The 26,864-nt window shown below is 70.4% G+C and carries 10 protein-coding genes; 5 read left to right on the forward strand and 5 right to left on the reverse strand.

Annotation, left to right across the window (positions count from 1 at the left end):
* The 3 genes from D7Y11_RS43280 to D7Y11_RS13425 form a co-directional block, all read left to right on the forward strand.
* Positions 1–1,419: hypothetical protein (locus D7Y11_RS43280; protein WP_199753729.1), on the forward strand; the 1,419-nt coding region annotated here is incomplete at its 5' end.
* Positions 1,416–3,032 carry a phage tail protein gene (locus D7Y11_RS13420; protein WP_120580742.1) on the forward strand — a complete coding sequence of 539 codons (1,617 nt, stop codon included), beginning with the start codon at positions 1,416–1,418 and terminating at the stop codon, positions 3,030–3,032. The genes D7Y11_RS43280 and D7Y11_RS13420, both read left to right, overlap by 4 nt.
* A gap of 32 nt (positions 3,033–3,064) precedes the next feature.
* On the forward strand, positions 3,065–4,927 hold the full coding sequence (locus D7Y11_RS13425) for a DUF6519 domain-containing protein (protein WP_126933890.1): 1,863 nt from the start codon (positions 3,065–3,067) through the stop codon (positions 4,925–4,927).
* A gap of 9 nt (positions 4,928–4,936) precedes the next feature.
* On the opposite strand, the gene D7Y11_RS13430 is transcribed toward D7Y11_RS13425, so the two are convergent.
* Together D7Y11_RS13430 and D7Y11_RS13435 are read right to left on the reverse strand one after the other, a co-directional pair.
* Positions 4,937–5,965: a toprim domain-containing protein gene (locus tag D7Y11_RS13430; RefSeq protein WP_120580744.1), complete on the reverse strand. Its 1,029-nt coding sequence runs from the start codon at positions 5,963–5,965 to the stop codon at positions 4,937–4,939.
* 36 nt (positions 5,966–6,001) lie between these two features.
* Positions 6,002–7,192, reverse strand: coding sequence for an alpha-hydroxy acid oxidase (locus D7Y11_RS13435; protein ID WP_120580745.1), 1,191 nt, complete (start codon positions 7,190–7,192; stop codon positions 6,002–6,004).
* Between the two features lie 221 nt (positions 7,193–7,413).
* Here D7Y11_RS13435 and D7Y11_RS13440 point away from each other — a divergent pair, with 221 nt between their 5' ends.
* Positions 7,414–8,682, forward strand: coding sequence for a PLP-dependent aminotransferase family protein (locus D7Y11_RS13440; RefSeq protein WP_199733947.1), 1,269 nt, complete (start codon positions 7,414–7,416; stop codon positions 8,680–8,682).
* A 13-nt stretch (positions 8,683–8,695) separates the two neighbouring features.
* On the opposite strand, the gene D7Y11_RS13445 is transcribed toward D7Y11_RS13440, so the two are convergent.
* From D7Y11_RS13445 to D7Y11_RS13455, 3 genes are all read right to left on the reverse strand, one after another.
* Positions 8,696–10,441, reverse strand: a complete 1,746-nt coding sequence (locus D7Y11_RS13445) for an ABC transporter ATP-binding protein (protein ID WP_121752891.1) — start codon at positions 10,439–10,441, stop codon at positions 8,696–8,698.
* Between the two features lie 88 nt (positions 10,442–10,529).
* On the reverse strand, positions 10,530–11,861 hold the full coding sequence (locus tag D7Y11_RS13450; RefSeq protein ID WP_121752890.1) for a glycosyltransferase: 1,332 nt from the start codon (positions 11,859–11,861) through the stop codon (positions 10,530–10,532).
* Positions 11,862–11,913: 52 nt separating this feature from the next.
* Complete coding sequence (locus D7Y11_RS13455) at positions 11,914–13,506, reverse strand: MBL fold metallo-hydrolase (protein ID WP_121752889.1); 1,593 nt, start codon at positions 13,504–13,506, stop codon at positions 11,914–11,916.
* A 223-nt stretch (positions 13,507–13,729) separates the two neighbouring features.
* Here D7Y11_RS13455 and D7Y11_RS13460 point away from each other — a divergent pair, with 223 nt between their 5' ends.
* Positions 13,730–26,857 carry a non-ribosomal peptide synthetase gene (locus tag D7Y11_RS13460; RefSeq protein ID WP_126933891.1) on the forward strand — a complete coding sequence of 4,376 codons (13,128 nt, stop codon included), beginning with the start codon at positions 13,730–13,732 and terminating at the stop codon, positions 26,855–26,857.
* The last annotated feature ends 7 nt before the right edge of the window (positions 26,858–26,864 follow it).

A 26,864-nucleotide genomic window follows, 5' to 3' on the forward strand; every position in this document is an offset into this window, starting at 1 on the left:
GTGCAGGCCTCGTGGGGGCGGCTGGCCTCGGTGGCGAACAACGCAGAGCTGGGGCGCACGGAGCTCGTCCCCGTGGACGGCTGGCAGGGCCGGGGTGGGGGAGAGTTTCCCCGCGCGGAGACGCGTGTGTACGGCCGCTTCCAGGAGGTGGCGCGGCTGGTGGGTTGGGACGAGAACGCCACGCCGCTGTCTGGCACGCAGGTGCCGTTGGAAACGGTGCCACGAGGCCTGACGTTCGGCCGCGCCGTGGTGGTGCGGCAGGAGGGCGGCACGGCGCCGTCGCTGCTCACGCGAGTGCAGGGCACCGGAGAGGGCTTCGTCGCGCTGGTGGATCCGCTGCCTCCCGGCAGCACGGTGGACAACCTCATCCTCCACGCGAACGTCGTCCTGGTGGGGCACGGAGAGCGCAAGCCCGAGGAGGTGCTGGGCAGCGGAGACGCCACCCAGACCGGGCAGGCGTTCGTGCTGAAAGAGCGAGGCCTCTCGTTCGTCGCGGATTCCACGCGCGCGTCGGGCGTGCGCGCGGACCTGGAGGTGAAGGTGGCGGGCCGCCGCTGGCAGGCGGTGGAGAGCCTGCGCGAGTCGGGCCCCACGGACCCGCACTACACGGTGCGCCTGGTTCGCGAAGGGGAGCTGGCGGTCGTCTTCGGTGATGGGCGCAACGGCCGGCGGCTGCCGACGGGCGCGAACAACGTGCGGGTGGGCTTCCGCGCGGGCTCGGGGCTGCGAGGCAACCTGCCCGCGGGCAGCCTCGCGAAGCCGAGCCGGCCTCATGCGCTGGTGGAGGCGGTGGAGCAGCCGCTGCCCGCTTCGGGGGGCAACGACATGCAGGACGTGGAGGCGCTGCGCCGCACCGCGCCCGCCACGGTGCTGACGCTGGAGCGCGCGGTGTCGACGGAGGACTTCGCCAGCCTCGCCATGGGCCACAGCAGCGTCTGGCAGGCGCGCGCGCTGCTCAAGCGCAACCCCGGCTCCCGCATGGAGCTGGTGGAGGTGGTGGTGGTGCCCTCGGACGGTGGGGAGCTGGGGCCCCTGAAGCAGTCCCTGGCGGACTTCCTGCGCGCCCACGCGCTGCCGGGCGTGGAGGTGTCGCTCTCCCGCTACCTCAGCGAGCCGGTGACGCTCGACGTGGAGGTGGAGGTGGACACGCGGGCCTTCAACCCGGACGCGGTGGTGCAGGCGGTGCGGGCGGCGCTGCTGGACGCGCTGTCGCTGCGGCACCGGGGGCTGGGACAGGCGCTGTACCTCAGTGACGTCTACAAGGTGGTGGAGGCCGTGACGGGTGTGGAGAGTTCCATCTGTGTGATGGCCGGTGTGCCGGGGCTGCAGCGCAAGGACGCGCCGTCCGGCGCGCACGTCGTCTACCTGGCGCCGGAGGGGCAGGACCTGTCCGTGCGCTTCAAGGAGTACTCACTGTGAGCTCGGGAAGCGGGGGGACGGGGAGCGGGCTCGGCGCGCAGCTCTACGGGCTGCTGCCGGAGGTGTACCGCACGCGTGACAACGGAGACCTGCGCGACTACCTGGGGTCTTGCGGCGAGGTGCTGGACCTGGTCCGCGGGGTGATGGCCCAGCGGTTGGCGGATGCGTTCCCGGACCATCCGGACGCCCAGGGCTGGACGCTGCCGTATCTGGCGGAGCTCCTGGACGTGAAGCTGCTGTCGCCCGCGGAGCCGGAGCAGCGGCGTGAGCTGTCCCAGGCCGTGTCGCTGCGCCAGCGCAAGGGCACGCCCGGGTCGGTGGTCCAGGTCGCCCAGGACGTCGGCCAGTATGCGTGGGACACGGAGGACCCTCGGAACGAGCCCTCCGAGCCTGTCTACCTCCAGGAGGGCTGGAGGCGGGTGGCGGTGACGCCGCGCGTGGGACAGCCGTTGCTCCCGCCGGAGTCGCTCGGGGCCCTGCCACTTCCGGCGGGGGCGCCAGCGCGACGGCACCCGGCGCTGCCCGCGGCGACGGTGGACCTGCGGTACCTGTCCCGCAAGGTGGCGCTGCCGCCGCGTGGGGATGGTTCGTCGCTGCCGCCGTTGCAGGAGAACGTGCACGGCATCCCCGCGGCGCCCGGCCACTTCGACGACGTCTCCCGACGGACACCGGACCTGCGCCGGCCCTCCGCGCGGCAGGGACAGGTCCACCCCAAGCGCGTCGCGGTCTTCACGCTGCCCAGGGTGGGGTTCTTCCCTCCGGGCTGGGAGTTCGGAGACACGCGTCCGCTGCCAGTGCCCCCGGAGCCGTCGCGCGTGCTGCCCCGACGCCGTCAGGGGCCCCTGACGCCCGAGCCGGAGTCGGGCGACTACGTCCTCGAGAACCTCGTCCTCCCCGAGGGAGAGGACGTCATCGTCGGCAATCGGCCGCTGGTGATGCGCAACTGCGTCGTCCAGGGCAACGTGTACATCGACGCCTTCGATACCGCGCACGTCATCGAGGACTCCATCGTCACGGGGATGGTGACGAAGAACCTGGGGAACGAACTCGTCGTCCGCCGATCCGCCTTCGGCCGCCTCCAGCTGGAGGCGGGCACGCCGGACGTGGTCGGCGCGACGGTGGAGGACAGCCTCCTGGGTTCACTCGAGAGCACGGCGTTGATCACGTTGCTGAGCGTGACGGTGCTCGGCTCGATGGACGTGGCGCGGTGCTTCGCCAACGACTCGCTCTTCGCGGGCTCCGTCACTCCCCGCCCCGGGGTGGGCAACTGCTTCCGCTACTGCCGGCTGCCAGAGGCCACGCTGGGGGCGTACACCGTGGAGGGGCAGCCCGCGGAGGCGTACGCGTGTACGAGCGAGGTGCCCCGTTTCCGCGCCACCGTCTTCGGAGCACCCGGCGCTGGCGTGCTCGCGAGCGACAGCGGCGCGAGGCTGCTCGATGGCGCGGAGGATGGAGGGGAGCTGGGGGCCTACCGCCACCGTCGCTATGCGTTGCGCGACGAGGCGGTGCTCGCCCGGCTCCGTGAATCCCTGCCCGCGGGCATGAGCGCCATCCTGGTTCCCGACGAACGGCTCGGCCTGGCCCTGCCCGTCGTCACGCCTCCTTCCACCTGATTCCCGCTTCGACTCCAGCGGAGTTCCTCATCATGAAGACCCAGATTTCACGCGACTCCCACGACTCCTCCAAGGGCTACTCCGGCGTCTACCAGCAGCAGGGGCGGATGCTCACCGACGCGGACTGGAACGAGTTGGTGTCCATCATCAACGACCGCGTCACCAGCGCGCTGCGGGACGTGGTGGGCAGCGGCGGCCCCGCCACCGGCAAGCTGCTCATCTCCAACACGCTGCAGATGACGCCCGGCAGCGTCTACGCGGACGGGCTGATGGCCTCGCTGCCCGGCACGACGCCCTTCACCTACGCCACCCAGCCGGACTTCCCATTGGCGCCGGGGGCACCCGCGGTGGGCGAGAGCCTCTACGCGGACGTCTGGGAGCGGCCGGTGCTGTTCCTGGAGGACCCGAACCTCCAGGATCCGGGGCTGCACGGCGCGGACACGAGCACACGCACGCAGGTGATGCTGCAGATCAAGCGCTGCCCCGCGGGCCAGCAACCCACGGACCCGCTCGTCAACCCGGGGCGGGGCAACGCGCCGCTCACCCTGTCCCAGCGCGTGGCGGGCACGGGGCCCGCCGCCCAGTTCACGGGCAACTACCTCTTCCGGCTGGAGGTGCATGACGTGAAGGGCTCGCCCACGGCGCCCAGCGAGCTCACGTTGAAGTGGTCGAGCGAGAACGCGGCGGAGGCCTACGCGAACGGGCCTGGCGTGCCCCAGGACTACCAGGGCAACGACTGGCTCTACGAGTTCTACAACGCCGCGACGGAGCGCCACCTGGGCGTGCACCTCGGCACGCCGCCGGCGGGGTTCCCCTCGCGCGGCCGGTTGGAGGCGGGCTACCCGGTCTCCGTGCCCGACGCGGCCACGTACCCGTTCGTCCGCAGGTGGGACGGCTGGTGCACGCTGACGCGCAACACCACGACGGGAGTGTGGACCTTCGCCAGCGGCGGGAGGGATCGCGGCGCGCCGCTGTCCACGGCCAATGCGCAGGGCGTGCATGGCCATGTGCGCATCGAGAGCGGCGTGCTGCACCTGGAGCTCCAGGACATGGCGCTCGCGCTCACCCTGACGGGAGGGGGCACCACCAGCCGTGCCTTCGTCGCCGGGGACTACTGGCTGGCGCCCGTGCGCGAACAGGATGCCGCGGGGGACCAGGTCCTGAGCGGCGCGCAGCCCGTGGGGCTCCTCCATCGCTACGTGAAGCTGGGCGTCATCGCGTCGGGCTCCTTCACGCCGGAGCGGACGCTGGGGTTCCCCTCGTTGACACGGCTGATGTCGCCGTCCGTGGGGGACTCGGGGGCGAACTACGTCGGCACGGAGGCGCACGCGGACGTGACGGGCACCACGGTGCAATCACAGCTCAGCTCGCTCATCCCCGTGTTGAACAAGGCGAACTCCGCGTCCAATGGTTCGGGCCTGATTGGCAGCGCGGCCATCACCGGTGCGCCGAAGAACCTGACGGCGGGCACGGTCCGGAGCCAGCTCACCCAGCTCGTCACCCACCTCAACACCCACGTGGCGTCGACCTCCACGGACCACGACGCGCGCTACTACCCGCGAACGGAAGCGAACGCGACCTTCGCATCCACGAGCCACCACCACGATGCGCGGTACCCCTCGATGCTCTACCAGTGGACGTTCACGCTGGAGCCCGACGAGTCGTGGGAGGCGGCGGTGCCCCTCTTCACCCAGCCGCCGCTCATCGCGATGGGACTGAAGCGTCAGATCCCTCAGGGAGACGAGGATGACATCTACTTCGCCTACAGCGGGCCAATCCACCCGCAAATCGAGGTGGAGCTCTATCCCGGGGGGAGCAGCTCCAATGAGCTGTACGTGAGGAACACCTCCGCCGAGACCGTCGAAGTGCAGCTCCGCATGTTCGACGTGCGGTAGGTCCCGGGTTCATCCCTGGGTACGCAGCAACGACTCCAGCTCCTGGCCTGAGAGCCCGGAGTGCGAGGCCAGGGCCTCCAGGAGGGCCGTGCGCGCCGGGCCCTCCTGCAGCCGGAGGAAGATGGGGGAGAGCTCTTCAATGGCCTTCTTCCGCTCGGAGGCGGAGGCGCCGCGCCCCTGGGGCAGGGCGATGGCGAGGAGGTAGTCGGTGAGAGGGCGCGCCTCGGAGAGCAGGCGGCGCATGGCCCCGGCTCCGGCGCGGAGGATGAACTCGTCCGGGTCCTCCTTGCCGGGGAGCTGCACCACGCGAGTCCTCGGGACGTAGAGCAGCAACAGGTCGCTGTTCTGCTGGATGCCTCGCCAGCCTCCGCGGTCTGGATCCAACATGACCACCAGCTCGCGGGCCCCCGCGGCGAGCAGCAAGTCGATCCGGGCCGTGCTCAGGGTGGTGGAGATGAGGCCGACGCTGTGGGGGAAGCCGGCCTGGTGCAGCAGCATGCAGTCGAAGCCTCCCTCGACGACGATGGCGGAGCCCTCGCCGCGGATGGCGTCGCGGGCGTGGGTCAGCCCGAAGAGCGTCGTGTTGCGGATGAAGATGGAGGAGTTCCGGGTCTCCAGGTACTTGACTCGTTGATGGGGAGGGAGGTCCCGTCCGATGAATGAGAGGGATTGTCCTTCCGGGGAGCAGAACGGGAGCATGACGCGCCGCTTGAAGTAGTCCGTGTGGCGGTCGCCCGCCCTCGGATGGCGCAACACGCCCGCACGCTCACCCGCGTCGAGGAGTTCCTCGCGTGCGAGTGTCTCCGCCAGCGCCGTCCCCGAGGCCGAGGCGTAGCCGAGACCAAAGGCCCGAGCACTCTCCAGCGTGACTCCGCGCGAGGCGATGTAATCCCTCGCGGCCTGTCCCTCCTCATCGTCCCAGAGACGCGATTGGAAATGGGTTGCGGCGAGGGTGACACACCGATGGAGTTCCTCTCGTTCCAGCCGAGCCGCCTGCTGGAAACCGTTCTCCTCGCCGCGCGTCTCGGTCTGGCTCATGGATGACAGGATAACGCGGGAATGGCGCTCACGCCCTCACCCGGTGGACGTACGCCCCGCTGGCAATGACAGCCGTGGAGCCTCGCCAGGTCCTCGCAGATACGAGGCATCCAGCTGATCCAGCCGGGGGCAGCCCAACAGCGTCAGCGTACGGTCAATCTCCTTGCGGAAGAGCTCCAGCGCGAGTTCCACGCCGGCCTGGCCATCGGCGGCCAACCCATACAGGTAGGGCCGGCCAATCATGCAGGCTCGCGCGCCCAGGGCGATTGCCTTCACCACATCCGAGCCACGACGAACGCCGCCATCCAGGATGACCTCCGCGCGCCCACCCACGGCGTCGACGATCTCGGGCAACACGTCGAGAGCGGCAGGCAGGCCATCCAGCTGCCGCCCACCGTGGTTGGAGACGACGAGGGCCTGGACTCCGCGCTCCACGGCGCGCCGGGCATCCTCGGCGCAACTGAGCCCCTTGAGCACCAGCGGACCGGGCCACAACTCCCGAAGCCACTCCAGATCCGCCCAGGTGACGGATGCATCGAACTGGCGCGAGGTATAGGCAGCCACGGAGACCGCATCCCGGCGCGTCAGCGCCTTGCTGTCCTCGAAGTTGCCAAAGGTGGCCCGTGGTGAGCGGGTCATCCGCAGCACCCAGCCCAGGTGCAGCAGGAGGTCAAAGGCATTGGCCACCGTGAGGCGCGGCGGCACCGTGAAGCCATTGCGCACGTCACGCTCGCGATTGCCCATGTCCGGGACATCCACCGTCACGCAAAGCGCCGTGTAGCCCGCGGCCTTCGCCCGTTCCACGAGCGAACGCGTGATTCCACGATCCTTCCAGATGTAGAGCTGAAACCACCCCGGTGCCGGAACCGCCGCGGCGACCTCTTCAATGGTGCACACCGACATGGTGCTCAGCGTGAAGAGGGCCCCCTTCTTCACGGCAGCCCGAGCCGCGAGGCGCTCCCCGCCCGGCGCGAGCAGACCCGCGAGGCCCACCGGCCCGAGGATCAACGGGAGCTCCAGCCGCTGCCCCAGCAGCGTCGTGGAGAGGTCCCGCGTGCTGACGTCCACCAGCGAGCGAGCCCGGAACGCATGGCGGCCAAAGGCTTCCCGGTTGGCGCGCACCGTGAACTCGTCGTCCGCGCCTCCCTCCACGAAATCGAAGAGGAAGCGTGGAATCCGGCGCCGCGCCCGCTGACGCAGATCCTCGATATTGGCTGTCTTGGGCATGTCCGTCTTCAGCCTCGTTAGGAGGGCTGGAGTTCAAGTCAACCATTCGTAATCCCCCAAAATCGCATTCCCCGCAAGGGCCTACCTTTCGTGGGTCGGGGTCGTTTATCGTCTCGCGGTGGCACGGGTGGTTTGCGTGCCTTGCTCCTGTCCGGGTCGCTCTCGCCATGCTCCTGCAAAACGCGCTTCACGCTTCGTTGACGGATCCGAGTCTGGAGGTCATGAACTTCCTGAACGAGATCGCGATCCGCTTTCCAGAGGCGATCTCGTTCGCTCCGGGGAGGCCGAACGAGCAGTTCTATGAAGCCGAAAAGCTCACCGTGTATCTCGACGCGTACTGCCGCTATCTGCGCGAGGAACGCGGGCTGACCGAGGCGCAGGTCAAGACGCAATTGTTTCAATACGGCCGGACCAATGGCCACATCCACGACCTGATCGCGCGGATGCTGGAGAAGGACGAGGGAATCCGGGCCGCGAAGGAGTCCATCGTCGTCACGGTCGGGTGCCAGGAGGGGATGTTCATCTCCTTGCGCGCGCTGTTTTCAGCGCCCACCGATGTGTTGCTGGTGGGAATGCCTTGTTACATCGGCATTACCGGCGCGGCCAAGCTCCTGGGAATCGAGATCGTCCCCGTGACGGAGCGCGAGGACGGGTTGGATCTGCAGGAGCTTGAAGACACGCTGAGCAGGCTCAAGGCGGAAGGCAAACAGCCCCGAGCGCTCTACCTCGTCGCGGACTTCGCCAATCCCTCTGGGAAGAGCCTCCCGGTGCCGGCACGCAAGCGTCTGCTGGAAATCGCCAGGGGCGCGGGGTTTCTCATCATCGAGGACAACCCCTACGGCTTCTTCTTCCGGGAGGGCCCCCGGAAGCCCACCCTCAAATCCATGGATGAGCACCAGCAGGTCATCTACCTGGGCTCGTTCTCGAAGTCCGCCTTCCCTGGCGTGCGGGTGGGCTACGCGGTGGCGGACCAGCGCGTCCTGGGCGCCACGGGGAAGCAGCACCTGTTGGCGGACGAGTTCTCGAAGATCAAGAGCATGCTGACCGTGAATACGCCCGCGCTCAGCCAGGCCATCATCGGCGGGATGCTGGTGATGAATGAGGGGGGACTCCTTGACGCGAACCGCGAGGCGATTCGCTTCTACAAGGAGAACATGGACGCCACCCTCGGTGCGCTGGAGCGTCACTTCCCGAGGAGCGAGGCCTGGGCGCGCGGCGTGACGTGGAACGTTCCCGAGGGCGGCTTCTTCCTGGTGATGAAGCTTCCCATCGAGGCCGATGAAGCCCTGCTCGAGCGGTCCGCGAAGCACCACCAGGTCATCTGGACGCCCATGCGGTATTTCTACCTGGGCTCGGGAGGAGAGACCGAGCTGCGGCTCTCCTGCAGCTATCTCACTCCCGCCGAGATTGAAGAGGGAATCTCCCGCCTGGCCAGGTTGATCCGTTCGGCGCTGGAGCAGCAGCCCGCCCGGGCGCTCTCCGTGGGGTGAGGTTGTAGCGGGCTCAGGCGGCCGCGAACTGCCGCTCCACCAGGCGGCGGTACAGGCCTTCCTGCTCCATGAGGGAGGCATGGCTGCCGCTCTGGACCACCTGCCCGCCTTCCAGCACCAGCACGCGGTCCGCGCCGAGCACCGTGGACAGGCGGTGGGCGATGATGAGCGTGGTGCGCCCGCGCATCAGCCGCTCCAGGGCGTCCTTCACCAGGTGCTCGCTCTCCGCGTCGAGTGCGCTGGTGGCCTCGTCCAGGACGAGCAGGCGCGGGTCCTTGAGGATGGCGCGGGCAATGGCCACGCGCTGCTTCTGGCCGCCGGAGAGCTGCACGCCGCGCTCGCCCACGGAGGTGCGGTAGCCGTCCGGGAAGCGGCAGACGAAGTCGTGCGCGTTGGCGGCGCGGGCGGCGGCCTCCACCTCGGCCTCCGTGGCGTCCAGCCGCCCGTAGCGGATGTTGTCGAAGATGGAGCCGGAGAAGAGCATGGGCTCCTGCGCCACCACGCCAATCTGCTGACGCAGCCACTCCGGGTCCACCGTGCGCAGGTCCCGCCCGTCCAGGAGGAGACTCCCTCCCTGCGGGTCATACATGCGCGCCAGCAGCCCGGCGATGGTGGACTTGCCCGCGCCCGAGGGGCCGACGATGGCCACCACCTCGCCGGGCTGGATGGCCAGGTTGAGGTCCTTCAGCACGGGCGCGTCCAGCCGCGTCGGGTAGGCGAAGCGCACGGACTGGAACTCGACGTGGCCCTGGAGGGGGTCGATGCGCTCACCGCCGGAGATGGGCATGCCGGGCTTGCGATCCAGCAAGTCGAAGACGCGCTCGGCGGAGCCGGAGGCCCGCATGAAGTCCGCCCACAGGTCCGTCAGCCCGCTCACCGACATGGAGACCAGCGTGGTGTAGACGAGGAAGGAGGTGAGGCTTCCAATGGACAGGTCGCCCCTCAGCATCAGCCGGCTGCCGTACCACAGCACGAGGGACCCGGCGATGAAGCCACCGAAGGTGCTGCCGCCGATGAAGAAGGCGGACAGCTGGGTGCGCCGGCGGGCCAGAGCGAGCGCCTTCGCCAGGGCGACGCTGTAGCGTCCCCCCTCGTGACGCTCGGCCGCGAAGGAGCGCACGGTGCGGATGCCGACGAAGATCTCCTCGGCCACCGCGTTGGACGCGGCGTGCTCGTCGTTCACGCGCCGGGAGGTCAACCGCATGCGCCGGCCATACACCATGGCCACCACCACCACCGGAGGCACCACGGTGAGCATCAGGAGCGTGAGCGTGGGCGAGGTGTAGAAGAGCAGCGCGACGCCGCCCAGCACCTGCGCCCCGCTGCGCAGCGCCATGGCGATGTTGCCGCTCACCGACTGCTGGAGCACCGCCGTGTCGGCGCCCAGCCGGGTGACCAGCTCGCCCGTCTTGCTGTTGTCGAAGAAGGCCACCTCCTGGGACACGAGGTGGGAGAAGAGCCGCTCGCGCAGCGCCTGCACGACGTTTTCGCCCGCGCTGGTGAAGAAGTAGTAGCGCAGCGCGTTCGCCACGGCCGTGACCGCGAAGATGACCGTCATCCAGAGCGTGGCCCGGTCGATGAGGGCCTGGTCCCGGGCGCCGAGCGCCTCGTCGATGATGAGGCGGATGGCCTGCGGGAAGAGCAGGGACAGCCCGCTGCCGATGAACAGGAAGAAGACGCCCGCGGAGAGCCTGCGCGCCTCGGGACGGGCAAGGCTCAGGATGCGGCGCGGAGTGACGGAGGACGCGGCAGGGGGCATGGGTCGGTCGGACGAGGAGGCGCGGTGGGCGTTTCTGGCCGGGTGCCGGAGTCACCGGAAGCGGTGGGGGCGGGGGACGCGGGCGGCGTCAGGCCGCCTGGGCCTGCCTGCGGCCGCGGGTTTCGAGCGCGAGCCGCTCGAGGGTGTCGATGGCCACGCTGTCCTTGCGCATGGCCTTCAGCTCCTCGGAGAGCTTCTGGACGCGCGCGTGGAGCACCTGGTCCTTCAGCAGGGCCTGGACGCGTTCGCGGATGGCCTCCGGCGTGGCCTCGCGCAGCGACAACTGGTAGGCGAGTCCCTGCTTCTCCAGCAGCTCCGCGTTGAGCGGCTGGTCGGCGAACAGGGGGATGATGAGCATGGGCACGCCGTGCCGCAGGGCCCGGCCCACCGCGCCCCAGCCCCCGTGCGTCACCAGCGCCGCGACGTGGGGGAAGACCTGCTCGTGGGGCAAGAAGGCTTCGGTGCGGATGTGGGGGCCCAGGTTGTCGGGCACGTCGCGGGCGCCGGCCGTGGTGGCCAGGACCGGCATCCCCGTGGGGTCCAGGGCCTTCAGCACCCGGCGCATCAGCCCTCCGTCCTGGCCCACGCTGGTGGTGCTGACCAGCACGGTGCCGGGCGCGATGGGGCCGAACGTCGCGGAGTTCTCCGCGGTCGCCCCGTCGAAGGCGATGGTGCCCGCGTAGAGCTGCTCGCCCCGCCGGGGGACTCCCGCCAGGATGTTCTCCGGCACCATGGCGAGGTGGAGCTCGCTGGAGCCCATGGTCTGGAACAGCTCGGCGTGCTTCGCGGCGCGCGGCGGCAGGCCGAGCTTCGCCCGCGTGCGCCGCAGGGGCAGGAACGCCTCCACCAGGGCGTGTGTCAGCCGGGGCATTCGCCGCGCGAGCCGGCCCGGGGGCGCGGTGCGCAGCAGCACCGGCAGCCCGTCCGCGTCGATGACGCTCCCCAGGTTGCCGGTGCTGATGGCGGGAATGCCCAGGCGCTCCGCCGCGTACCCCGCGCCGAAGGCGAAGTAGTCGTACACCACGCAGTCCACCTGCTCACGGCGCAGCAGGGGCTCCAGCTGGTGGCAGTAGTCCTCCGCGCTGCCCAGCACCGCGCGGCGGTAGCACGCGAACCAGTAGGCCCTGCGCAGCAGCAGCGAGACGCGCATCCAACCGGGAAGCGTCTCGCGGGCGGCCTCCATCCGGTCCATGATGCCCCGGTAGTCGCCGACCGGCACCAGCTCCGCCCCTGAGGCCTCCACCTCGGCGGGGACGGCCTCCTCGGTGAACACGAGCACCCGGTGCCCGCGAGCGACCAGGCTCTGGGCCAGGTCGAGCACGCGCGTCAGGTGGCCCTTCATCTGGCCCTTGCCGCCCGGTGTGACCATGAGGAAGGTGGCCCGGTCACCCTGCCGCGCGGGAGTCGTGGGGGTCTGCATGGGGGACCTCGGGGGAGGCGCCACGGCCCGGGTCACCCCGGGCGGGGCCGGGTTAGCGGAGGAAGTACTCGGCCTGTCCGTAGGGCATGCCCGCCGGAATGCCCTTCTCCGCGCAGTACGCGAGCAGCTTCCGGGACTCGACGAGCTGCGGGGAGTTCTCGTGGTAGCCCATCACCATGACGTGTCCCAGCCACGGCTCGCGGCCCATGGCGTAGATGTGGACCTGTCCGGGCTTGAGCCGCTGGACGATTTCGATGGCGCGCACGGCGTTGGAGCCGTTGAGCCTGCGCGACTGGTCCATCTTGCGCTGCATCGGCGCGGGCAGCAGCGGGCCGTACATCCAGCTCAGGGGCCCGCCCTCGGACTCCATGCCCAGCCACATCATGTCGATGTCGCCCACCTCGCGGTGGATGTGCTCGTACAGGTGGGGCTCCAGCGCGTTGGAGTCCGCCGCCATCAGCAGGGACTTGCCCTCCAGCTTGACGAGGTGGGCCAGCTTGGCCTGGATGTCCAGGTCGCCGTGCTCGCCGATGAAGGGCAGCCCGATGAGCTCGCCGTTGGGGAGCGGCAGGGACTCCAGCTCCGCCAGCGCCACCACGTTCTGGAAGCCCGCCTGCTTGAGCATCAGCTTGAGCGACGGGTCCGCCAGGCTGCCACCGCCGGCGGCCGGCACGACGAGGGTGCCGATGCGGTGCCGCAGCTGCAGCAGCGGCTCGAACATCAGGTGGTCCGCGTGGCCGTGGGTGATGAGGACGTAGTCGATCTTCTCCGGCAGGTCCGCGAAGGTGTAGCGCGGCAGGTCCGTGGGGAAGTCGTAGCTGACGACCGGGTCCGTGAGGATGCTGACGTGGCGTGACTCGATGAGCGCGCACGCGTGGCCGAAGTAGCGCACGCGCACCCCGTCCCCGTCGTACCGGGGCGCCGGACGCGGGGGCTCTTCCGTGAAGAAGGCGGCGAAGGTGTCCGCGTCCTTCTCCGCGATGCCCAGCGCCTCGCGCACGGGCGCCACCGGCGCCGGGGTGCGGCTCATGGCGAAGAGCCGGTCAAGGGCCTCGTGCCGGTAGGGCACCTTCACCTGGAGGCTGCCGTCCGCGGTGTCCAGGCGCGGCGTGCTGAAGACGTACGGGCGCTCGTCCCCGTGGATGAGCCGCATGGACAGGCTCTGCGAGGACTCGCGGTGGAAGGGGCTGCGGTAGAGCAGCGCCTCGAAGAAGCGCGGCGAGGCCCGGTTGTTCAGGTCGTACGTCAGCTCCACGTAGCCGCGCAGCAGGTCCGGCACGCGCGGGTACAGGTCCTCCAGCGAATATCCCTCCGCGGTGGCCAGCAGCTTGTCCAGCTCCAGCATGGCCTTCGCGTACTGGAGCGACAGCGCCTCGTCCTTCAGCGTGCGCTCCAGCAGCGCCTTCACGTCGCCCACCCGGTCCACGCCGAGGTTGAGGTAGGGGCCGCCGCGCAGCGCCGGGCTCTTCAGCGCCGCCACGTGGATGGCCGGGTTGGCCACGAAGGACTCCATGATCTTCACATGGAGGTTCGCCACGAACAGCGGCGCCGTCATGGGCGAGGCCAGGAACCACCACGCGTACCACTGGTTGTAGAGCGGCTCGGTGACGACGTTTTGTTTCAGGAACAATGCGGGCTGAGACATCCTTCAATCCTTGGTGGCGCACGCCCTGGTGAGCGCGCACGGTCCGGCGGCTCCCTCGGGTCACGACCTGGGTCGGCTGCGGGTCACTGCGTGCGCTGGGGCAGTTTGCCACAATCAGTGAAATTGTATAGGTGTCAGCCCAGCCATAATTGCATTCCGTGCATTGTGGGCTCTCTGTAAAAACTGCGGTGCAGCCGGGAAACATACATCTCTGAGGCTTGGTATGGGTGCAGGGCTTACCCCGCGTGGCGGCACGTTGGTGGAGTTGTTGTTGGGGCGGGCGGAGACGAAGCCCGACGAGCGCCTCTACACCTTCCTGGAAGAAGACGGCCCGGACGCGGAGCTGACGTATCGCGGGCTGGATGCGCGGGCGCGGCGTATCGCGGTGGCGCTCCAGGAGTCCACGCCCGCCGGTGAGCGCGCGGTGCTGCTGTATCCGCCGGGGCTGGAGTACGTGGCGGGCTTCTTCGGGTGTCTGTACGCGGGGGTGGTGGCGGTGCCGGCCTACCCGCCGGATCCGATGCGGCTGGAGCGGACGCTGCCGCGGCTGAGGGCCATCATCCAGGACGCGCAGGCGACGGTGGTGCTCACCACGTCCTTCGTTCTGTCGATGAAGGAGGCCCTCTTCGAGTTCGCGCCGGACCTGGCGGCGCTGCGCTGGGTGGCCACGGACGAACTGCCGGAAGGCGGGGAGGCAGGCTGGCGGGGCACGCAGGCGGATCCGGAGTCGCTGGCGTTCCTCCAGTACACCTCCGGCTCCACGGGCACGCCTCGCGGGGTGATGCTGAGCCACGGCAACCTGTTGCACAACCTGAGGCTCATCTCCGGGGCCTTCCAGGTGCGCGCCGACAGCGCGGGAGTCATCTGGCTGCCGCCGTACCACGACATGGGGCTCATCGGCGGCATCCTCCAGCCGCTGTACGCCGGCTTCGCGTGCACGCTGATGTCGCCGATGACGTTCCTCAAGAACCCCTTCCGGTGGCTGGAGGCGCTGTCGCGCACCCGGGGCACCATCAGCGGAGGGCCCAACTTCGCCTTCGACCTGTGCGTGCGGAAGGTGTCGGAGGAGCAGCGGCGCCAGCTGGACCTGAGCCGCTGGGAGGTGGCGTTCTGCGGCGCGGAGCCCATCCGCGCGGAGGCATTGGATCGCTTCGCGGAGGCGTTCGGGCCGAGCGGCTTCCGCCGGGAGGCGTTCTACACGTGCTACGGGCTGGCGGAAGGGACGCTCATCGCCTCCGGCGCGACGAAGGGCCACGTGCCGGTGCTGCGCACGCTGGACCGCAAGGCGCTGGAGCTGGGCCGGGCCGAGTCCCCGTCCGCGAGCACGGAGGCGCGCACGCTGGTGGGCTGCGGCAAGTCCCTGGAGGATCAGGAGCTGCGGGTGGTGCACCCGGAGCTGCGCGAGCCGTGTCCCCCGGGCGTGGTGGGGGAGGTCTGGGTGTCGGGACAGAGCGTCGCGCGCGGGTACTGGCGGCGGCCCGAGGAGTCCGAGGCGTCCTTCCAGGGGCGGCTGGCGGACGGGCGTGGTCCCTTCCTGCGCACCGGTGACCTGGGCTTCCTCGACGCGGACGGTGAGCTCTTCGTCACCGGCCGAATGAAGGACCTCATCATCCTGCGCGGGCGCAATCACTACCCGCAGGACCTGGAGCTGACCGCGGAGTCGAGCCACCCGGCGCTGCGGCCCGGCTGTGGCGCGGCCTTCGCCGTGGAGGTGGGCGGCCAGGAGCGGCTCGTCCTGGTCCAGGAGGTGGACCTGCGCCGCTACGCGAACCTGCGCCAGCAGTTCGAGGCGGGCGAGGTCGCCCTGGGCGCCATCCGTCAGCGGCTGGCCGAGGGGCACGAGGTGCGGCCCCACGCGGTGGTGCTCATCGAGCCGGGCAGTCTGTCGAAGACGTCCAGCGGCAAGGTGCAGCGCCGCGCCACCCGCGCGGCCTATCTGGAGGGTTCGCTGCGCGTCGTGCTGGCCTGGGAGGAGGAGGGTCCCCCGGAGGGCGGTCCTTCCGGTGGCGGTGCTTCCGGTGGTCCGTCGAGTGGGTCGTCGTCCGGGCCGTCCTCGCCACCGTCCTCCGGGTCGGGCGGCGGGACGGCGCGCGCCGAGGGCGGGGCCGGCGCTCCGAGCCGGCGGGAGGCGGTGGAGGCGTGGCTGGTCTCGCGGCTGGCGGCGCGGCTGCAGCTGCGCCCCGAGTCGCTCCGGCTCGACGAGCCCATCACCCGCCACGGGTTGGACTCGCTGGCCGCCGTCGAACTCGCGAACGACGTGGAGACCGGCCTGGGCGTGGCGCTGCCCATGGAGGTGCTCCTGCAGGGCCCCAGCCTGTCCGAGCTGGCCCGCCGCATCTGCGCGAAGCAGGAGGGGACCCACCGGGGCGCGCCCACCCGGACGTCGAGCGAGGACGCGGTGCCGCTGTCCTTCGCGCAGCAGCGCCTGTGGTTCCTCCACCAGCTGGAGCCGGGCAGCCCGCTGCATCACATCCCCGCGGCCGTGCGTCTCACCGGCGAGCTGGACGTGGCGGCCCTGTCGGGGGCCCTCGGTGCGCTGGTGCGGCGCCACGAAGCCCTGCGCACCACGGTGGACGAACGGGACGGCGTGCCTGTGCAGCGCGTCCTCGCCCACCTGGACGTGACGCCGCGGGTGGAGGACCTGACGGACGTGCCCGCGGCCCGGCGCGAGGCGGAGATGCACCGGCGCCTGCGGGAGGAGGCGTGCCGCCCTTTTGATCTGACGCACGGCCCGCTGCTGCGTGCGCTCCTGTTGCGCACCGGGGAGCGGGAGCACGTGCTGCTGCTGGTGGTGCACCACCTCGTGGCTGACGGCTGGTCCCTGGGCGTGCTCGTGCGCGAGGTGGGCGCGCTCTACGCCGCGCTTCGCGAGGGCCGGGACGCCGCGCTGCCGGCGCTCCCCGTGCGGTACGTGGACTACACGGTCTGGCATCGGGAGTGGCTGAAGGGCGACGTGCTGGAGTCCCAGCTCGCGTGGTGGCGCAAGCAGCTCGCGGGCGCGCCGCAGGTGCTGGAGCTGCTGGGGGACGCGCCCCGGCCGCCCGTGCAGTCCTACCGGGGCGCGAAGCGGCCCGTGCGTCTGTCCGCGGAGCTCACCCGGGCCGTGCGCGAGTTGGCCGTGCGGGAGGGTGTGACGCCCTTCATGGTGTTGCTGGCCGCCTTCCAGGCGGTGTTGCACCGGTACTCCGGTCAGGAGGACGTGTGCGTGGGCACGCCGGTGGCGGGCCGGACGCACGCGGAGCTGGAGGGGATGGTGGGCGTGTGCATCAACACGCTCGTGCTGCGCACGCGGGTGGAGGGACAGAAGTCCTTCCGGGATCTGCTGGCGCGCGTGCGTGAGGTGACCCTGGGCGCCTATGCGCACCAGGACGTGCCCTTCGAGCTGCTGGTGCAGGCCCTGCAGCCGGCGCGCTCGCGCAGCCACGCGCCGCTCTTCCAGGCCATGCTCATCCTGCAGCCGGCCTCGGCGGTGTCGCCCGCGCTGCCCGGCGTGGAGGCGCGCCTGGAGGACGTGGACACCGGCACGGCGCAGTACGACCTGACGCTGTCGCTGCACCAGGTCCAGGGCGCGCTGGAAGGGACGCTGGAGTACAGCACCGACCTCTTCCAGGCCTCCACCGCCGCGCGGCTGGTGTCGAACCTGGAGACGCTGCTGACGGGCGCCGTGGCGGAGCCCTCGCGGGCGGTTTCCCAGCTGTCGCTGCTGTCGGAGGATGAGCGGCGGCGGGTGCTGGGGGAGTGGAACGCCACGCGCCGGCCCTACGAGGAGGCAGGGCTCGCGGCGCTGCTGGAGGCGCAGGCGGCGCGCACGCCGGACGCGGTGGCGCTGGTGTGCGGCACGGAGCGCCTCACATACCGCGCGCTGCACCGCCGGGCGAACGCGCTGGCGTCGCGGCTGCGCGCGGAGGGCGTGGGGCCCGAGGTCGTCGTGGGCCTGTGCGTGCGCCGCTCGGTGGAGCTGGTGGTGGGGATGCTGGGCATCCTCAAGGCGGGAGGCGCATACCTGCCGCTGGACCCCAACTACCCGGCGGAGCGGCTGGCGTACATGCTGGAGGACTCGGGGGCGCGCCTGCTGCTGACGCAGGCGTCGCTGGCCGGGACGCTGGGCGCGGACGGAGTGCGCCCGGTCCTGGTGGACGCGCCGGATGCGCGCGGCGAGGCGTCCGAGCACGGGCCCGGCGACGGCGCGGGCCCGGAGCACCTGGGGTACGTGCTGTACACGTCGGGCAGCACGGGGCGCCCCAAGGGCGTGCAGGTGGTGCAGCGCAACGTGGCCAACTTCTTCGCCGGCATGGACGAGCGCGTGCCGGTGGGGCCCCGGCCGGTGTGGCTGGCCGTCACCAGCGTCTCCTTCGACATCTCCGTGCTGGAGCTGTTGTGGACGCTGGCGCGCGGGTTCCAGGTGGTGGTGCACGGGGACGAGGTGGGCGCGGCCTCGGTGCTGGCGGAGGTGCGCCAGCACGCGGTGACGCACCTGCAGGGCACGCCGTCGCTGGCGCGGGCGCTGCTGCTGGAGCCCGGAGCCGAGGAGGTGCTGGGCACGCTGCGCTGCCTGATGGTGGGCGGTGAGGCCCTTCCTCCGGCGCTGGCGGCATCGCTGGCGAGGCGGCTGCCCCGGCGGCTGCTCAACATGTATGGCCCGACGGAGACCACCGTCTGGTCCTCCACGCACACGGTGGGGGCGGCGGAGTCGCCGGTGCCGATTGGCCGGCCCCTGGCCAACACGGAGCTGTACGTGCTGGACGCGCACCTGCGCCCGGTACCGGGAGGCGTGGCGGGAGAGCTGTACATCGGCGGCGAGGGCGTGGTGCGCGGCTACCGCGGCCGCCCGGAGCTGTCGGCGGAGCGCTTCATTCCGGATCCGTTCAGCGGGAGGCCGGGGGCGCGGCTGTACCGGACGGGAGACCTGGCGCGGTGGAAGGCGGACGGGACGCTGGAGTTCCTCGGCCGCGTGGACTTCCAGGTGAAGGTGCGCGGCTTCCGCATCGAATTGGGCGAGGTGGAGGCCGTCCTCGCGCGGCACCCTGGCGTCCAGGCCGCGGTGGTGTCCGCCCGCGAGGAGGCGCCCGGGGACCGGAGGCTGGTGGCGTATGCCGTGCCCCGCCCGGGACACACGCTGGACGTCAGCTCGCTGCGCGAGCACCTGCGGCGCGGGCTGCCGGAGTACATGGTGCCCTCGGCCTTCGTGGTGCTTGCTGCGCTGCCGCTGACGCCCAACGGCAAGGTGGACCGCAAGGCGCTGCCCGCGCCGGAGGGCCGGGGGCTGGAGCCGCGCCGCGAGGCCTTCGTCGCGCCGCGCACGCCCATCGAGGAGCGGGTGGCGGGACTCTGGGCGCGCCTGCTGCAAGTGGAGCGGGTGGGCCTCCACGATGACTTCTTCGAGCTGGGCGGGCACTCGCTGCTGGCGGCCCGGCTGGTGGCCGCGGTGCGCGCGTCGTTCGGCGTGGAGGTGCCGCTGCGGGACGTGTTCTCGGCCCCGACAGTGGCTGGCCTGGCGGAGCGCCTCCAGGCCGCGGCGGGAGGCGGGCTGGCTTCGGCGCTGCCCCCCGTGCGGCCCGTGGCTCGCGGCGAGACGGCGCCGCTGTCGTTCGCGCAGCAGCGGCTGTGGTTCCTGGACCAGATGGAGCCGGGCAACCCGGCGTACAACGTCCCCGGCGCCGTGTGGCTCGACGGCGCCCTCGACGTGGCCGCCCTCGAAGAAGCGCTCCGCGAGGTGCTCCGGCGTCACGAGGCCCTTCGGACGCGCTTCCGCGAGCAGGAGGGAGGACCCGTCCAGGTCATCTCGCCCGTGCCGGCCGGCCCGCTGTTGGAGGTGGTGGAGGTCCAGGGCGGGGATGCGGCCGCGCTCGAGGACGAGGCCCTGCGGCGCTCCCGTGAGGAGGCCCGTCGTCCGTTCGAGCTCACGCGCGGGCCGTTGATGCGCGCCACGCTGCTGCGGCTCGGGGCGCATGAGCACGTGCTGCTGCTGACGCTCCACCACATCATCTCGGATGGCTGGTCGCTGCGGGTGCTGGTGCGCGAGGCGGTGCAGGCCTATGGGGCCCTCGTCGAGGGACGTGCCCCCGTGCTGCCACTGCTCCCGGTGCAGTACGCGGACCATGCGCTGTGGCAGCGGGAGTGGCTCCGGGGCGAGGTGCTGGACGCGCAGGTGGCCTGGTGGCGCGAGCACCTGGCGGGGGCGCCTCCCGTGCTGGACCTTCCCACCGACAGACCCCGCACGGCGGTGCAGGGCTTCCGCGGCGCGCTGCTGCCGGTCCAGTTGCCCCGGGAACTCTCCGGCGCGCTGAAGTCGCTGGCCCGTGCGGAGGGCGTCACGCCTTTCATGGTGCTGCTGGCGGGGCTCCAGGTGCTGCTGTCGCGGTACTCGGGACAGCAGGACGTGAGCGTGGGCACGCCGGTGGCGGGGCGCCACGGCGCGGAGGTGGAGGAGCTGATCGGCGTGTTCATCAACACGCTGGTGCTGCGCACGAAGCTGGAGGCCGAGGCGTCCTTCCGGACACTGCTGGGACAGGTGCGCGAGACGACCCTGGGCGCGTTCGCGCACCAGCAGGTGCCCTTCGAGCGGCTGGTGCAGGCGCTCCAGCCCGAGCGGCGGCTGGGGTACTCGCCGCTGTTCCAGGTGATGCTCATCCTCCAGCAGGACCTTCAGGCCGAGCTGAACCTGCCCGGGCTGAGCGCGCGCCTGCGCGACGTGGATGTCGGCACCTCCCGCTTCGACTTCACGCTCTCCCTCGCGGACACGGCGGAGGGATTCCAGGGGACGCTGGAATACAGCACGGACCTGTTCGAGGCGGCGACGGTGCAGCGGATGTTGGGGCACCTGCACGTGCTGCTGGAGGCTGCGGTCGCGGCGCCGGAGCGCAAGCTGTCCGAGGTGACGCTGCTGACGGAGGCGGAGCGTCAGCAGGTGCTGAAGGGATGGAACGCGACGGAGCAGGAGTACGCGCGCGAAAGCAGCATCGCGGAGGAGTTCGAGCGTCAGGTGGCGCAGCGGCCGGACGCGGTGGCGGTGGAGTGCGGAGAAGAGAAGCTGACGTACCGGCAGCTGGATGAGCGAGCCAACCAGCTGGCGCACTTGCTGAGAAGCAAGGGGGTTGGAGCCGAGGAACGGGTGGGGTTGTGCCTGGAGCGCTCGGTGGAGTTGGTGGTGGCGCTGGTGGGCATCGCGAAGTCCGGAGGCGCTTATGTGCCGCTGGAAGCGGACTACCCCCAGGCGCGGCTGGAGCAGATGGTGTCGGAGGTGAAGCCGCGGGTGGTGGTGACGCGGCGAGCGCTGGCGGAGAAGCTGCCGGTGCAGGGCGTGGAGTGCGTGCTGCTGGAGGAAGTGGCGGAGAAGCTGGCGCAGCAGCCGAAGCACGCGCCGAGGAGTGGAGTGGGTGGACGCAACCTGGGGTACATCGACTTCACCTCGGGAAGCACGGGCAAGCCGAAGGGCGTGTGCACGGAGCAGCGGGGCGTGCTGCGCACGGTGAAGGGGACGAAGTACGCGCACCTGGGGCCTGAAGAGACGCTGCTGCTGATTGCGCCGGTGTCGTTTGACGCTTCGACGCTGGAGGTGTGGGGCAGCCTGCTGAATGGGGCAAGGCTGGTGGTGTACCCGCCGGGCCCGGTGGGAGACGTGGAGGAGTTGAAGCGGGTGGTGAAGGGGAAGGGCGTCACGACGTTGCACCTGACTGCGGGACTCTTCGCGCAGGTGGTGGACGCGGACGTGGACGTGCTGCGGGGCCTCAAGCAGTTGCTGACGGGCGGAGACGTGGTGTCGGCGCCGCACGTGCGCCGGGTGGTGGAAGAGCTGAAGGTGCCGGTGACGGCGTGCTACGGCCCGACGGAGAACACGCTCTTCACCAGCTGCCACCGGATGACGGAAGCCAGTCAGGTGGGCGAAGTGGTAGCCATCGGGCAGCCGATTGGCAACACGCGCGTGTACGTGCTGGACGCGGCGCTGAATCCGGTACCGGTGGGAGTGGCCGGCGAGCTGTACGCGGCCGGAGAGGGCGTGGCACGAGGCTACCTGGGAAGCGCGGAGCTGACGGCGGAGCGCTTCGTGCCGGACCTGCACTCAGGCCTGGCCGGAGAGCGGATGTACCGGACGGGAGACCTGGCGCGGTGGCGCGCGGACGGGACGCTGGAGTTCCTGGGCCGAGCGGACACGCAGGTGAAGGTGCGTGGCTTCCGCATCGAGTTGGGCGAAGTGGAAGGAGCGCTGCGAGCGCACCCGGCGGTGAAGGAAGCGGTGGTGGTGGCCAAGGGCCAGGGCGCGGGTGACAAGCGCCTCGTCGCCTACGTCGTCGGTCATGGCCCCGAGCTTCTGGATGTAGGGGAGCTGCGCCGCGCGCTCCAGAGCCGGGTGCCGGAGTACATGGTCCCCGCGATCTTCGTGCCCCTGGAGGCGCTGCCGCTGACGTCGAACGGCAAGGTGGATCGCAAGACCCTGCCCGAGCCGGAAGGCGTCCGCCCGGAGCTGGCGCGTCAGTACGTGGCGCCGCGCACGGAGGTGGAGAAGACGCTGGCGGAGGTCTGGGCCCAGGTGCTGGGGCTGGACCGAGTGGGCGTGCAGGACAACTTCTTCGAGCTGGGCGGTGACTCCATCCTGAGCCTGCAGGTGGTGTCCCGCGCGAAGAGGACGGGCCTGGAGGTGACGCCGAAGCAGCTCTTCCAGAAGCAGACGGTGGAGGCGCTGGCGCAGGTGGTGAAGGCCGCGCAGGTGGTGGCCGCGCAGGGCCCGGTGGAAGGCCCGGTGGAGCTGACGCCTGTGCAGCAGGCGTTCTTCGAGCAGGAGCAGCGTCAGCCGCACCACTTCAACCAGTCGCTGCTGCTGGAGGTCTCGCGCGCGCTGGACGCGGCGGTGCTGGAGAAGGCGCTGAACGAGGTGGTGAAGCACCACGACGCGCTGCGGATGCGCTTCGAGCGGGTGGACGGTGAGTGGAAGCAGCGCAATGCGAGCGTGGAAGAAGCGGGCGCGCTGAAGCTGGAGCAGGTGGACCTGCGCGGGGCGCAGGACGTGGCCACGGAGCTGGAGCAGGTGGCGACGCGGGTGCAGGGCAGCCTGGAGCTGGAGAAGGGCCCGCTGGTGAAGGCGGTGCTCTTCGAGCTGGGAGAGAAGGGCCGGCGGCTGCTGGTGGTGGTGCACCACCTGGTGGTGGATGGCGTGTCGTGGCGGGTGGTGGTGGAGGACGTAGAGCGGGCGTGTGAGCAGGTGGAGCTTGGTCCGAAGAGCGCCTCGTACCAGCAGTGGGCGAGGAGGCTGAAGGAGTACGCGGGGCAGGTGGAAGGAGAGGTGGCGTACTGGGAAGCCCAGGGCGCCGCGCAGGTGTCGTCGCTGCCGGTGGACGAGGCAGGTGGCCGCAATGAGACGGGCCTGGAGGGAGAAGTCCGTCTGGAGTTGAGCCGTGAGGAGACGGCGGCGCTGCTGCGCGAGGTGCCCGGGGCGTACCGTGCGCGAGTGGACGAGGTGCTGCTGGCGGGACTGGTGGCGGCGCTGAAGAAGTGGAGAGGGCTGGAGCGGGTGAGGGTGGAGCTGGAAGGCCACGGGCGCGAGGAGGAAGTGGGGCTGGAGGTGTCGCGCACGGTGGGTTGGTTCACCAGCGTGTACCCGGTGGTGGTGGAGGCGCCGAAGGCGGAGGGCGCGGGCGCGTGGGTGAGGGCGGTGAAGGAGTTGGTGCGGCGGGTGCCCGGCAAGGGTTTGGGCTTCGGGCTGCTGAAGTACCTGGGCAGTGACGAGAGTCAGAAGAAGCTGCGCGCGCTGCCAAAGGCGGAAGTCGTCTTCAACTACCTGGGGCAGGTGGACGCGACGGCGGCGCAGTCGAAGTACTTCGCGCCGGCGAAGGAGAAGGCGGGCGAGGCGCAGGCGAAGGGCGAGAAGCGCGCGCACGTGCTGGGCGTCAACGGTCTGGTGGTAGGCGGCCGGCTGGAAGTGGCTATCGACTACGGCCGGGAGCTGCACCGGCGCGAGAGCGTGGAGGAACTGGCGCGGCACTACGCCCAGGAGTTGCGTCAGCTGCTGCGGCAGCGGACAGAGTCCGAAGCGGGACTGTGGACGCCGGTGGACTTCCCGCTGGTGAAGGCGAGCCCTCCGCAGTTGGAGAAGGTGCTGGGCCGGGGCGAGGGCGTGGAGGACGTCTATCCGCTCTCCCCGTTGCAGCAGGGCCTGCTCTTCCACTCGCTGCTGGAGGCGGGCAGTGGTGTCTACGTCGAGCAGCTCACCTGGGAGGTGCGCGGCGGACTCGACGTCTCGGCGTTCAGGAAGGCGTGGGAGACGGTGGTGGAGCGGCTGTCCATCCTGCGCACGCGCTTCCTCTGGGAAGGGCTGGAGGATCCGCTGCAGGTGGTGCAGCGCACGGTGCAGCTGCCGTGGGAGGAGCGTGACTGGAGCAGCCTCGGGCGCGAACAGCAGCGGAGCTCGCTGGACGAGTACCTGAAGGCGGACAGCCGCCGGGGCTTCGAGCTGGGCCAGTCGCCGCTGATGCGCATGGCGGTGATGAAGCTGGGCGAAGACGGCTGGCGCTTCGTCTGGAGCCACCACCACCTGTTGCTGGACGGCTGGAGCCTCGGCCTGGTGCTGGAGGAGCTGTTCGCCACCTACGAGTCGCTGGTGACGGGCGCGCAGGCGCGAAGCAGCGCTCGCTCCGCCTACCGCGAGTACATCGAGTGGCTCGGGAAGCAGGACACGAAGACGGCGGAGGCGTACTGGCGTGAGGCGCTGAAGGGCGTGAGCGCGTCGACGCGGCTGCCACTGGAAGCGCGTGGCTCGAAGAGCATCAAGGGCCAGCAGGAACTGCATGTGCAGCTGACGGAGGAAGAATCGTCGGCGGTGCAGGGCTTCGCGCAGCGGCAGCAGGTGACGGTGAACACCCTGGCGCAGGGCGCATGGGCGCTGGTGCTGGGACGGCACGCGGGCGAAGGCGAAGTCGTCTTCGGCGCCACAGTGGCGGGCCGTCCGACCGAACTGGACGGCGTCGAAGGCATGGTCGGCCTCTTCATCAACACGCTCCCGGTCCGGGTGAAGCTGCCAGGGGACGAGGTGGTGGCGGAGTGGCTGAAGGGGCTCCAGAAGCAGCAGGCCGAGCAGCGGCAGTTCGAGCACAGCGCGCTGGTGCAGGTGCAGGGCTGGACCGACGTGCCGCGCAGGCAGCCGCTCTTCGAGAGCCTGCTCGTCTTCGAGAACTACCCCATCGATGACTCCCTCAAGCGCAGGACGGCCCAACTGGACGTCCGGGACGTGTGGCTCGGGGAGCGGACGAACTATCCCCTCACGCTGTCGGTGATCCCGGGTTCCAAGCTGCGCTTGAGGCTGGCCTACGAAACCTCCCGCTTCGAGCAGCGCGGGATGGATGCGCTGCTGAGCCAGTGGAAGGTGGCGCTGCTCGGATTGGTGACGAGCGCCAGCAAGCGGCTGGAAGCGGCGCCACTGCTGACGGAGACGGAACGTCAGCAGGTGCTGAAGGGATGGAACGCGACGGCGCAGGAGTACGCGCGCGAAAGCAGCATCGCGGAGGAATTCGAGCGTCAGGTGGCGCAGCGGCCGGACGCGGTGGCGGTGGAGTGCGGAGAAGAGAAGCTGACGTATCGGCAGCTCGATGAGCGAGCCAACCAACTGGCGCACTTGCTGAGGAGCAAGGGAGTCGGAGCCGAGGAGCGGGTGGGGCTGTGCCTGGAGCGCTCGGTGGAGCTGGTGGTGGCGCTGGTGGGCATCGCGAAGTCCGGAGGCGCGTACGTGCCGCTGGAAGCGGACTACCCCCAGGCGCGGCTGGAGCAGATGGTGTCGGAGGTGAGGCCGCGAGTGGTGGTGACGCGGCGGGCGCTGGCGGAGAAGCTGCCGGTGCAGGGCGTGGAGTGCGTGCTGCTGGAGGAAATGGCGGAGACGCTTGCGCAGCAGCCGAAGCACGCGCCGAGGAGTGGAGTGGGTGGACGCAACCTGGCGTACATCGACTTCACCTCTGGAAGCACGGGCAAGCCGAAGGGCGTGTGCACGGAGCAGCGGGGCGTGCTGCGCACGGTGAAGGGGACGAAGTACGCGCACCTGGGCCCTGAAGAGACGCTGCTGCTGATTGCGCCGGTGTCGTTTGACGCCTCGACGCTGGAGGTATGGGGCAGCCTGCTGAATGGGGCGCGGCTGGTGGTGTACCCGCCGGGCCCGGTGGGAGACGTGGAGGAGTTGAAGCGGGTAGTGAAGGGGAAGGGCGTCACGACGCTGCACCTGACGGCGGGCCTCTTCGCGCAGGTGGTGGACGCGGATGTGGAAGTGCTGCGCGGCCTCAAGCAGTTGCTGACGGGCGGAGACGTGGTGTCGGCGCCGCACGTGCGTCGGGTGGTGGAAGAGCTGAAGGTGCCGGTGACGGCGTGCTACGGCCCGACGGAGAACACGCTCTTCACCAGTTGCCACCGGATGACGGAAGGCAGTCAGGTGGGTGAGGTGGTGGCCATCGGCCAGCCGATTGGTAACACGCGCGTGTACGTGCTGGACGCGGCGCTGAGTCCGGTGCCGGTGGGAGTGGCCGGAGAGCTGTACGCAGCCGGAGAGGGCGTGGCGCGCGGCTACCTGGGAAGCGCGGAGCTGACGGCGGAGCGCTTCATCCCGGACGTGCACGGAGGCGTGGCCGGGGAGCGGATGTACCGGACGGGAGACCTGGCGCGGTGGCGTGCGGACGGGACGCTGGAGTTCCTGGGCCGAGCGGACACGCAGGTGAAGGTGCGTGGCTTCCGCATCGAGTTGGGCGAAGTGGAAGGAGCGCTGCGAGCGCACCCGGCGGTGAAGGAAGCGGTGGTGGTGGCCAAGGGCCAGGGCGCGGGCGACAAGCGTCTCGTCGCCTACGTCGTCGGCCATGGCCCCGATTCGCTCGACGTGGGTGAGCTGCGTCGCGCACTCAAGAGCCGACTGCCCGAGTACATGGTGCCGTCGGCGTTCGTGCCGCTGGAGGCGCTGCCGCTGACGTCCAACGGCAAGGTGGACCGCAAGGCCCTGCCCGATGTCTCCGGGGCACGGCCCGCGTCCGAGCACCCCTATGTCGAGCCACGCAGTGACGTGGAGCAGAAGCTGGCGCTCATCCTCGCCGAGATCCTCGGTGTGGCGCGCGTCGGCATCCACGACGATTTCTTCGAGCTGGGAGGCCACTCCCTGCTCGCGACCCGAACCATTTCCCGCATTCGCAGCGAGCTCGGAGTCGAGCTGCCGCTGAGTGCGCTTTTCGAGAACCCGAGCATCGCCCGGCTCTCCGTCCACCTGGTGCAGGCCCAGTCCACCCAGGCGGATCAGGCGGAGCTGGAGCAACTGCTGGCCCTGCTGGAGCAGGACACCAGCGACGACATCGACGCCCTGCTTGCATCAGGGCAACTGGCTTCAGGCGAGGAATGACATCCCC

The organism is Corallococcus sp. AB018 (assembly GCF_003986945.1).
GTDB lineage: Bacteria > Myxococcota > Myxococcia > Myxococcales > Myxococcaceae > Corallococcus > Corallococcus exiguus.

Excerpts from the sequence above, each read along its gene's own strand:
- D7Y11_RS13425 (WP_126933890.1), top strand. The coding sequence starts at position 3,065 with ATGAAGACCCAGATTTCACGCGACTCCCACGACTCCTCCAAGGGCTAC.
- D7Y11_RS13430 (WP_120580744.1), bottom strand. The coding sequence starts at position 5,965 with ATGAGCCAGACCGAGACGCGCGGCGAGGAGAACGGTTTCCAGCAGGCG.
- D7Y11_RS13435 (WP_120580745.1), bottom strand. The coding sequence starts at position 7,192 with ATGCCCAAGACAGCCAATATCGAGGATCTGCGTCAGCGGGCGCGGCGC.
- D7Y11_RS13440 (WP_199733947.1), top strand. The coding sequence starts at position 7,414 with ATGAACTTCCTGAACGAGATCGCGATCCGCTTTCCAGAGGCGATCTCG.
- D7Y11_RS13445 (WP_121752891.1), bottom strand. The coding sequence starts at position 10,441 with ATGCCCCCTGCCGCGTCCTCCGTCACTCCGCGCCGCATCCTGAGCCTT.
- D7Y11_RS13450 (WP_121752890.1), bottom strand. The coding sequence starts at position 11,861 with ATGCAGACCCCCACGACTCCCGCGCGGCAGGGTGACCGGGCCACCTTC.
- D7Y11_RS13455 (WP_121752889.1), bottom strand. The coding sequence starts at position 13,506 with ATGTCTCAGCCCGCATTGTTCCTGAAACAAAACGTCGTCACCGAGCCG.
- D7Y11_RS13460 (WP_126933891.1), top strand. The coding sequence starts at position 13,730 with ATGGGTGCAGGGCTTACCCCGCGTGGCGGCACGTTGGTGGAGTTGTTG.